Source organism: Stenotrophomonas sp. YJH_SMC_40 (genome assembly GCF_059368615.1).
On sequence record NZ_JCAFRX010000011.1, the window covers coordinates 139,601 to 149,139 of the forward strand.

The 9,539-nt window shown below is 67.8% G+C and carries 8 protein-coding genes; 2 read left to right on the forward strand and 6 right to left on the reverse strand.

The features are described from left to right. Positions 1-41: 41 nt before the first annotated feature. Genes AC5P6X_RS19000 through pilG form a run of 4 tightly spaced genes read right to left on the reverse strand, consistent with a single transcriptional unit; the run spans position 42 to position 3,432 of the window. Positions 42-2,078, reverse strand: coding sequence for a methyl-accepting chemotaxis protein (locus AC5P6X_RS19000; protein WP_005410715.1), 2,037 nt, complete (start codon positions 2,076-2,078; stop codon positions 42-44). Positions 2,079-2,119: 41 nt separating this feature from the next. Further along, positions 2,120-2,650: a chemotaxis protein CheW gene (locus AC5P6X_RS19005; RefSeq protein WP_005410716.1), complete on the reverse strand. Its 531-nt coding sequence runs from the start codon at positions 2,648-2,650 to the stop codon at positions 2,120-2,122. After that, on the reverse strand, positions 2,650-3,012 hold the full coding sequence (locus AC5P6X_RS19010; RefSeq protein WP_005410717.1) for a response regulator: 363 nt from the start codon (positions 3,010-3,012) through the stop codon (positions 2,650-2,652). The genes AC5P6X_RS19005 and AC5P6X_RS19010 overlap by 1 nt, the downstream gene beginning before the upstream one ends. 18 nt (positions 3,013-3,030) lie before the next feature. Continuing rightward, a complete protein-coding gene (gene pilG, locus AC5P6X_RS19015; RefSeq protein ID WP_005418455.1) occupies positions 3,031-3,432 on the reverse strand; it encodes a twitching motility response regulator PilG in 402 nt (133 codons plus the stop codon). Positions 3,433-3,672: 240 nt separating this feature from the next. On the opposite strand from pilG, the gene gshB reads away from it, so the two are divergent. Further along, complete coding sequence (gene gshB, locus AC5P6X_RS19020; RefSeq protein WP_005410718.1) at positions 3,673-4,620, forward strand: glutathione synthase; 948 nt, start codon at positions 3,673-3,675, stop codon at positions 4,618-4,620. Then, positions 4,620-5,504, forward strand: a complete 885-nt coding sequence (locus AC5P6X_RS19025; RefSeq protein ID WP_005410719.1) for an energy transducer TonB family protein — start codon at positions 4,620-4,622, stop codon at positions 5,502-5,504. The genes gshB and AC5P6X_RS19025 overlap by 1 nt, the downstream gene beginning before the upstream one ends. Before the next feature lie 583 nt (positions 5,505-6,087). On the opposite strand, the gene tsaB is transcribed toward AC5P6X_RS19025, so the two are convergent. Both tsaB and yoaA read right to left on the reverse strand, forming a co-directional pair. Next, positions 6,088-6,801, reverse strand: a complete 714-nt coding sequence (tsaB, locus tag AC5P6X_RS19030; protein WP_099604718.1) for a tRNA (adenosine(37)-N6)-threonylcarbamoyltransferase complex dimerization subunit type 1 TsaB — start codon at positions 6,799-6,801, stop codon at positions 6,088-6,090. Between the two features lie 9 nt (positions 6,802-6,810). Further along, a complete protein-coding gene (gene yoaA / locus AC5P6X_RS19035; RefSeq protein ID WP_099604719.1) occupies positions 6,811-8,859 on the reverse strand; it encodes a DNA repair helicase YoaA in 2,049 nt (682 codons plus the stop codon). Positions 8,860-9,539: the final 680 nt, after the last annotated feature.

Here is a 9,539-nt window from a genome sequence, read left to right on the forward strand (position 1 = left end):
ATGCTTCATCGACTGGTTCCTTGCTCGCCGCCCTGCCCGCGTCACGCCGGCAGCTTGAAGTCGGCGACCGAACGACGCAGGTCGGCCGCCAGCTGCGCGAGGTGGCCGATCGATTCGGCGGTCTGCCCGGCACCCTGCGAGGTCTGGCCGGTGATCTGCCGGATCACGCCCATGGTGCGGGTGATGTCCGAGGCCGCGGCCGACTGCTGCTGGGCGGCGATGGAGATGTTCTTGATGAGGGTGTTCAGTGCATTGGACACGCGCTCGATCTCGGTCAGCGCGGTGCCGGCATCCTCGGCCAGGCGTGCACCGGACACCACTTCGGCGGTGGTCTGTTCCATCGAGGTGACCGCTTCGTTGGTATCGGCCTGAATGGCCTGCACCAGGTTCTCGATGCGTCGGGTCGCGCCGGAGGTACGTTCTGCCAGGCGCTGCACTTCGTCGGCCACGACCGCGAAACCGCGGCCCGCTTCACCTGCCGAGGCCGCCTGGACCGCTGCGTTCAACGCCAGGATGTTGGTCTGTTCGGAAATGTCGTTGATCAGTTCCACGATCGAGCCGATTTCCTGCGACGACTCACCCAGGCGCTTGATGCGCTTGGAGGTTTCCTGGATCTGGTCACGGATCTGGTCCATGCCCTGGATGGTCTCGCGCACCACGCCGGCACCTTCGGCGGCGATCACCACCGAACGCTGTGCCACGTCGGCCGACTCGGCCGAGTTGCGCGACACCTGTTCGATGCTCGCCGCGATTTCGCCGATGCGGTCCGACGCCGAGGTGATCTGGTTGGCCTGGTGGCCCGCCGCCTCTGCCAGCTGCATGGCGGTGGCCTGGGTTTCCTGGGTGGACAGCGCGACCTTGGCCGAGGTGTCGTTGATGGTGGTCACCAGGTGGCGCAGCTCGTCGACGGCGTAATTGATTGCGTCGGCGATGGCGCCGGTCATGTCCTCGGTCACCGAGGCCTTCACCGTCAGGTCGCCCTCACCCAGCGAGGAGATTTCGTCCAGCAGCCGCATGATCGCCTGCTGGTTGCGGCTGTTGAATTCCACCTGGGTCTGGTAACGCAGTTCCTGCTCGCGCGAGCGGCTGCGCACGTTGGTGGAAACGAAGCCGATGATCGCGATCAGCGACAGCGCACCGGACACCACACCGATCCAGAAGTTCGGGAACAGGCGGGTGTCAGACACCGAGCCGAACGAGGAGAACGCGTCGAACAGCTTGCGGCTGTCATCCAGCATGTGGGCCGAACCCTGGCCCAGCGCGGTGGCGGCGGACTGCGCCGCGAACAGCTGGCGCGAGCTGGCCAGGATCGCGTCAGCGTCCTGCTTCATCGCTTCCCACTTCTGCTGCGACTGCTCCAGTGCGGCGACGGCGGCGGCACCGCGCACGGCGGTGATGCCCAGTTCCTCGTTGCCGTTGCGCAGGCCGTCGAGCACCTGCGAGAACACGGTGATGTCGCGTGCCAGTGCATCGCCGGACGTCGCTGCGGCGCTGCCACCGGCACGCATTTCGGTTACGCGGCGGGCCATCGAGCCAGCCACCACGACCTGCTGCAGTGCGCTGTACACCTGCGACGACGGCGCGCCGGAGGCGGACATCGCACGCACCAGCTCGTTCAGCTGGGCCTGCAGGCCCGGCACCGCGCCGGTGAAGTTGTTGGCATTGCCGGCCAGCGCCAGCACCGCCGGTTCGCTGGCGACCAGCTGCCCGGCCTGCTTGCCCAGCGGCGCCCAGGTCTCGCCCAGGGTGGCGATGGCACCGGACACGCCCGGCTCCTTGCCGTAGCGCCCCTGCAGTGTCGACACGTTCTGTTCGATCGCGTTGCGGGTCGCCTTGAAGGCGGTGAACGCCTGCGCGTTGCCGCCCACCGCGTCACGGCCCTGGTTGGCCAGCTGCTGCGACAGCACCTGCAGGTCGGCCGCCTTGGAACCGGCATCGGCCAGGCGACTGCCCTGCCAGGTGGCGACGCCGGTGTTGACGCCGAACAGGATCATCGATGCCAGCAGCAGGAACAGCCAGAGGTTGCTGCCGCCCAGCCGCAGCTTGCCGGTCTTGGTGGCGTCCGAAGCAGTACTCATCGTTCAACCTCGATCTTCAATGCAGGGGGCGATGCCCGGCCTCAGGCCGCGGCTTGCCGGAATTCAGGGGTACGCGACAGCAGCGAGAGGGAGAACACGCCCCAGTCGTGGCCGTCGGCGTGGAAGGCGCGATCGACGAAGTGGCCGTAGCGCCCTTCGGCCAGCGTGCCGGCCGCGATCTGCTGGTCCAGTTCAAAGCTGCGCTGGCCGAACAGTTCATCGATGGTCAGGGCGACGTCGCCGCCGGCCTGGCGCATGATCAGCACGCGCTGGCCTTCCTGCTGCACGGTACGCGTGCCTTCCAGGAAGTACTTCAGGTCGACCACCGGGAACAGGTTGCCGCGCAGATTGCCCACGCCCAGCAGCCACGGCTGCGCGCACGGCACCGGGGTCACCGGCGGCATCGGCACGATTTCCACCACTTCGCGGAAATCGGACACCAGCCGGCGCTGGCCGACGCGGTAACCCACGCCACGCCAGAGGTCCTGGGCGAACTGCCGCTCGGGCAGCTGCACCGCATGGGCCAGGCTGCGCCGTTCGTAGGCTTCGAGAATGTCGAAGGGCGAGCGCATCAGGCCACCAGTTCGTTGATCCGCGCGATCAGTTCATCCTCGCGCGGCGGCTTGACGATGTAATCGGCCGCGCCCTGGCGCAGACCCCATGCCTTGTCGGTTTCCATCGCCTTGGTGCTGACGATGATCACCGGGATGTGCTTGATCGCCGCATCACGGGCCATCGCGCGGGTGGCCTGGAAACCGCTCATGCCGGGCAGGACCACGTCCATCAGCACCAGCTGCGGCACCTGGTCGCGGACCAGCTGCAGTCCATCCTCGGCATTGTCCGCCTCCAGCACCTCGTGGCCGGCACGGCGCAGCCACTGGGTGAACACCGCGCGGTCGGTCGGTGAATCCTCGATCAGAACGATACGAGCCATTGTGCCTTTCCCCCCTGGTCAGGCGTTGACGTATGTGCGGATGGCACCCAGCAGTTCTTCACGCGTGAAAGGCTTCGTCAGGTACTGCTCCGAGCCGACGATGCGTCCCCGCGCCTTGTCGAACAGGCCATCCTTGGACGAGAGCATGATGACCGGGGTCGCCTTGAACAGCTGGTTGCCCTTGATCAGCGCACAGGTCTGGTACCCGTCCAGGCGCGGCATCATGATGTCGACGAAGATGATCTGCGGCTGCTGGTCTGCGATCTTCGCAAGCGCTTCGAAGCCGTCGGTGGCGGTGACCACCTCGCAGCCTTCGCGCTTGAGCAGCGTTTCCGCAGTCCTGCGGATGGTCTTCGAATCATCGATGACCATCACCCGGAGTCCTGCGAGTTCCCCGCCCGCAGTCGTGTTTTCAGTCATTGCCTATCCCCAAGCGCACGGCCCGATCTCTGGCGGGGGCCGCTACGAAAGCGTATCTATATCGCACTTTCCGCGCCCGCTTCAAGGCCGCCCCATGGCGCGGGGCATGGCACCCTCCTGAACGTGACGGGTTTCGCAATGCGTGCGCGACCGCCGGGCGGACGCTGCGTTGCAGGACGGCGGGGAGGCGCGCGAGCGGCATTGCCGCTACCATCAACGCCTTGCCTGACAGGTGCGCCCATGCCGTTGAACGTCATCGTGGTGATGGATCCCATCGCCCACATCAAGATCGCCAAGGACACCACCTTCGCCATGCTGCTGGAAGCCCAGCGCCGCGGCCATGCCCTGCACTACGTGCGCCCGGGCGGCCTGGCCCTGGAGGGTGGTGTAGCGGTGGCCCAGACCGCGCCGCTGCAGGTGCGCGACGACCCGGCCGGCTGGTATGAGCTGGGCGCGTTCAGCCGCACCGAGTTCGGCCCCGGCCAGATCGTGCTGATGCGCAAGGACCCGCCGGTCGACGCCGAATACATCTACGACACCCAGGTGCTGGACGTGGCCGCAGCGGCTGGCGCCTGCGTGGTCAACAACCCGCAGGGCCTGCGCGACTACAACGAGAAGCTGGCCGCGCTGCTGTTCCCGCAGTGCTGTCCGCCGACCCTGGTCAGCCGCGACGCGAAGGTCTTGAAGGCCTTTGCGCTGGAGCACGGCCAGGCCGTGCTGAAGCCGCTGGACGGCATGGGCGGCCGCTCGATCTTCCGCAGCGGCCAGGGCGATCCGAATCTGAACGTGATCCTGGAAACCCTGACCGACGGCGGCCGCAAGCTGGCGCTGGCCCAGAAGTTCATTCCCGACATCACCGCCGGCGACAAGCGCATCCTGCTGGTCGATGGCGAACCGGTGGACTACTGCCTGGCGCGCATCCCGCAGGGCGATGAATTCCGCGGCAACCTGGCCGCCGGCGGCCGCGGCGAAGGCCGCCCGCTGAGCGAGCGCGACCGCTGGATCGCCGCCCAGGTCGGCCCGGAGATGAAGCGCCGCGGCATGCGCTTCGTCGGCCTGGACGTGATCGGCGATTACCTGACCGAGGTCAACGTGACCAGCCCGACCTGCGTGCGCGAACTGGACGCGCAGTACGGCCTGAACATCGCCGGCACCCTGTTCGACGCACTCGAGGCCGGCCTGCGCTGATGTCTGCCGCACCTGCCGTCCTGCCCCCGCCGCCGCGCGAAGCGCAACGGCTGGGGGCGACCATCGCGCTGTCGGTGCTGGTCCACGCCCTGCTGATCCTGGGCGTGGGCTTCGCCGTGAAGGGCGATGCGCCGCTGGTGCCGACACTGGAAGTCATCTTCAGCCAGACCCGCACCGCGCTGACCCCGAAGCAGGCCGATTTCCTGGCCGCGGCCAACCAGGAAGGCGGTGGCGAGCACGACCGCGCACAGCGTCCGCGCGACAACCAGGCCGGCATCGTGCCGCAGGCCCAGTCCGGAATCAGCCCGGTTCCACAGCAGCAGCAATCGGCCGCGCCGGTTCCGCCGCCACAGGCACGGGTGGTCAGCAGCCGCAATGGCGAAGAGGTGGTGGCGCAGGCGCAGTCCCGCCCCACGCCGGATCAGCCCGAACCGGATGCGCCCTTGAGCGCACGCGAACAGCGCGACGTGGAGATGGCGCGGCTGGCTGCCGAAGTACATCTGCGCTCGGCGCAGTACGCCAAGCGCCCGAACCGCAAGTTCGTGTCGGCCAGCACGCGTGAGTATGCCTATGCCAATTACCTGCGCGCCTGGGTCGACCGTGCCGAGAAGGTAGGCAACCTGAATTACCCGGATGAGGCGCGGCAGCGCCGCCTCGGTGGCCAGGTAGTGATCAGCGTGGGCGTGCGCCGCGATGGCAGCGTGGAGAGCAGCCGGATCCTGCGTTCGAGCGGGACGCCATTGCTGGATGAGGCCGCCCTGCGGGTGGTGCAGCTGGCCCAGCCGTTCCCGCCCTTGCCGAAGACCGAGGATGAGATCGACATCCTGCAGGTTACCCGTACGTGGGTGTTCCTGCCGGGCGGCACCCTGCACGACGACCGGTAGGGTTTTGTTGCCCGGGCCTGCGGCCCGGGACCCGCTGGAGGGCTAGAGCAACGGCAACAGCAACAGCGGCGGTTGGGCTGTGGGTTTGGCGGGGCGGTGTGGGCTTGCAGGACACGCCGTAAACCCGTCCCTGGGGGCTCGATGGCGCCTTGCTCGTGTGCGCTGTCCTGCGCACACGGCAAGACCGGGGTTGGGCGTCCTGCCCAACCCGCCCGAGGCGTGCCTCGGGCCCATGGCGCAACGGTCCTGCAAGCCCACACCGCCCCACCTCTGACAGATCGCGGCGCATCGCGTCCCGCTCCGCTGTTGGTAGGTGTCGACCTTGGTCGACACACATCCACGCTACGCGTGGATGCGAGCAAAGCGATCCGCTTTTGACTTTGATTTTCTTTTTTGATTTTCCGTGGCGGACGCACACGGAAACTGTCAGAGGCCGGGCGGGGTGGGTTCGCGGGGGTGTCCGCGGCATGGATGCCGCGGCCAAGCCCCCAGGGACGGGTTTACGGCGTCCCCCGCGAACCCACCCCGCCCGGCCAAGCGCGGCTTTTGGTTTATGCGATCAACCAACCCCGCCACGAGGGGCTCAGCCGTTGGCCTTCGCCTTCGCCTCGCGCGCGGCCTGCTGCTCGACCAGGGTCAGCGCCACATTGTCACGCAGGTACGCCGGCTCGACCTTCTCCGGTGCAATGGCTTCGCCGCGAGCGAACGCCGGCAGCGCCAGTGCCAATACATCCGACGCTCGCGGCAGCGCCGTCGCATCAAAGCAGCGCAGGCCGGTGCCCAGCTGGGTCACCAGTGCCCCCTCGGCTGCGCCGAAACCGGTGCCGACACCGTAGGCCGACATCCCTTCCGGCAGCGCAACCGCAGCGGGTGCGCACACGCGCTCGGCATCGCGTGCCACCGGCAGGCCGTCTACACGCTCGAAGCGCGCGACGTACAACTCCCCCATCCGTGCGTCGATCGCCGACAGGATCTGCGTTTCGTCCGCCGGTGCCCGCAGCGCCAGCACCTGCAGCGTCGAGACCGGCAGCAACGGCCGATCCAGTGCCAGCGCAATGCCTTGCGCGATGGCGATCGCCAGGCGCACACCGGTGAACGCACCCGGGCCGCGGCTGAGCGCGATACCGTCCAGCTGGCGGCGGCTGATGCCTGCTTCGGACAGCAGCGCCTCGGCCCACGGCAGGCTCAGTTCGGCATGCCGGCGCGGGGCGATCTCGAAGCGTTCCAGCACCTGCCCATCGACATGCAGGGCAACGGAACAGGCTTCGGTGGCGGTTTCAAAGGCGAGCAGTTTCATCGGATCGGGTCAGAACAGGGGGAACGTGGCACCGGGCGCCGGCTCGGGGCCGGTCGCAACGGCCGCCGCAGCAGCCGCATCATCGGCCACGGGCGCCCATTGTGGCGTAAAGAAGGCCTGCACATCGGCCAGACTGCGGGTACGGCGGAATGGCGGCAGTGAATCGAGGAAGACCCGACCATAGCCACGGTTGAGCAGGCGCGGGTCGCACAATACCAACACACCACGGTCGCTCTCACTGCGGATCAGGCGACCGACGCCCTGTTTCAGCGCGATCACCGCCTGCGGCAGCTGCTCATCGCGGAACGGATTGCCGCCCTGGCTGCGGATCGCCTCCAGCCGTGCCTCGTACACCGGATCGTCCGGCGCCGCGAACGGCAGCTTGTCGATCATCACCACGCTCAGCGCCTCCCCCACCACGTCCACGCCCTCGCGGAAACTGGCCGAGCCCAGCAGCACGCCATTGCCCGACTCGCGGAAGCGCTGCAACAGCGTCGCGCGCGGCGCCTCGCCCTGCACGAACAACGGCCATGGCCCATCACGCAGTGCCTCGGCGGCCTCGCGCAATGCACGGTGCGAGGCAAACAACAGGAATGCCCTGCCCTGCGACGCCTGCAACACCGGCCGCAGGGTCTGGATCAACGCAGTACCAAAGCCCCGCGCAGCCGGATCAGGCAGGCCTTCGGGCAGGTAGCACAGCGCCTGCTCCGGCCAATTGAACGGGCTTGGCTGGACCAGCGTATGCGGGTCATCCAGGCCCAGGCGGGTGGCGATGTGGTCGAAGCCACCGCCCACGGTCAGCGTCGCCGAGGTGAAGATCCATGCCGCGCGACTGCGTTCGCGATGCTCACGTAACGGGCCGGACACATCCATCGGCGTGCGCTGGCAGCGAAAACCACGTGGCGTGAGCTCGTACCAGAGCACATCAGCGGCAGTGGCGGTTTCCGCCGGGTCGGTATCGAAATCGAGGGCAGGTTCGTCATCGCCCAGCCAGCGGCTGAGCCGCGAGACCGCCTCGCGCGCCCGCGCATGGCAGGCATCCAGGCCCGCCCCGGCTTCGCGCAGCGGCTGCAGTGCCTGCTCCAGCGTCACCAACCCCGCCATCACCGTATCGAATCCATCGCGCACCTGCGGCATCGCCAACGCGCGCCATTGCGTGCCACGCGGCGGCAGTCCCTCCATCGCCGAACGCAGGGCCAGCAGCGCCTGCTGCAACTGGTCGACCGGTTCCTGCAGCGCCGACTGCGCGCCGCCGACGCCACGCGCTTCGGCCAGGCAGTCGCGGCCCAGTTCCTGCCACGGGCGCATGCCGAAACCTTCGCCGAAGAACTGCGCGGCCAATTCGGGCAGCTGGTGTGCCTCGTCGATGACGAAGGCCTGCGCCCCCGGCAGCAGTTCACCGAAACCGTCCTGCTTCAGGGCCAGATCGGCCAGCAGCAGGTGATGGTTGACCACCACCACATCGGCCGCCTGCGCACGCTGCCGCGCGCGCACCACGAAGCAGTCATCCCAGAACGGGCAGTCGGTACCCAGGCAGTTGTCGACAGTGGAAGTGACCATCGGCAGCAGCGGCGAATCATCGGCCAGGCCTTCCAGTTCGGCGATGTCACCGAACTCCGAACGACCGGACCAGGCCAGGATGCGCTGGAACTGCGCCGCCTGTTCGGGGCTGGAAAAACGCGGCTCGCCGCGCGCCTGCTGCAGGCGATAGCGGCACAGGTAGTTCGCGCGCCCCTTCAGCAACGCACTGCGCAGGCCGACACCAAGTGCCTGACGCACCCGTGGCAGATCGCGGTGGTAGAGCTGGTCCTGCAGCGCGCGGGTTCCGGTGGAAATGATGGTACGCAACCCGGACAGCAGCACCGGCACCAGATAGGCAAAGGTCTTGCCAGTGCCGGTACCGGCCTCGGCCAGCAGCAGGTCACGCTGCTGCAGCGCATCGGCGATGGCTTCGGTCAGGTGCAGCTGTGCCGGACGCGGGACGAAGGCATCCAGGTGCGAGGCGAGCGCGCCGCCGTCGCTGAGGGCTTCGCGGCTGGCATGGACAAGGTCGGACATCAGAGGGAAAGGATACCCGGCCGGGCGCTGCCCGGCACCCGTTTCAAGCCAGGGCAACAGCAACGGCAACAGCAACAGCAACAGCGTTGTTCATGGCTCTGGGTTGCTGCGTGCTGGGCGGGCCGGGAGGGGCAGGCAGGACACGCCGTAAACCCATCCATGGGGGCTCGATGGCGCCTTGCTCGTGTGCGCTGTCCTGCGCACACGGCAAGACCGGGGTTGGGCGTCCTGCCCAACCCGCCCGAGGCGTGCCTCGGGCCCATGGCGCCAACGGTCCTGCCTGCCCCTCCCGCCCCGCCCCGCCTTCGACAGTTTCCCGGTGACGGATGGACGTGCTTCGTGGCGTTGCGCTTGCTCGACTGGATTCAGAAGCGGTGGGTCGAACGGAAACAAGAAGGGGTTGGATCCGTTTTCCTGCGGAAAACGGATCCAACCCACAACGAGTGCGCGCAGCGCGCGACCCGCTTTTGATTTTCTTTTTCTCTTCCGTGGCTGGCAGCACACGGAAACTGTCAGAGGTCGGGCGGGGCGGGTTCGCGGGGGTGTCCGCGGCATGGATGCCGCGGCCAAGCCCCCAGGGTGAAGTGACCCCCGGGAGTTGGACGTCAGATCCAACCCCCGAGGGATACATGAACAGATATGACGCACGTTTCAAACTGCAGGTCGCCAAAGAGGCCTGC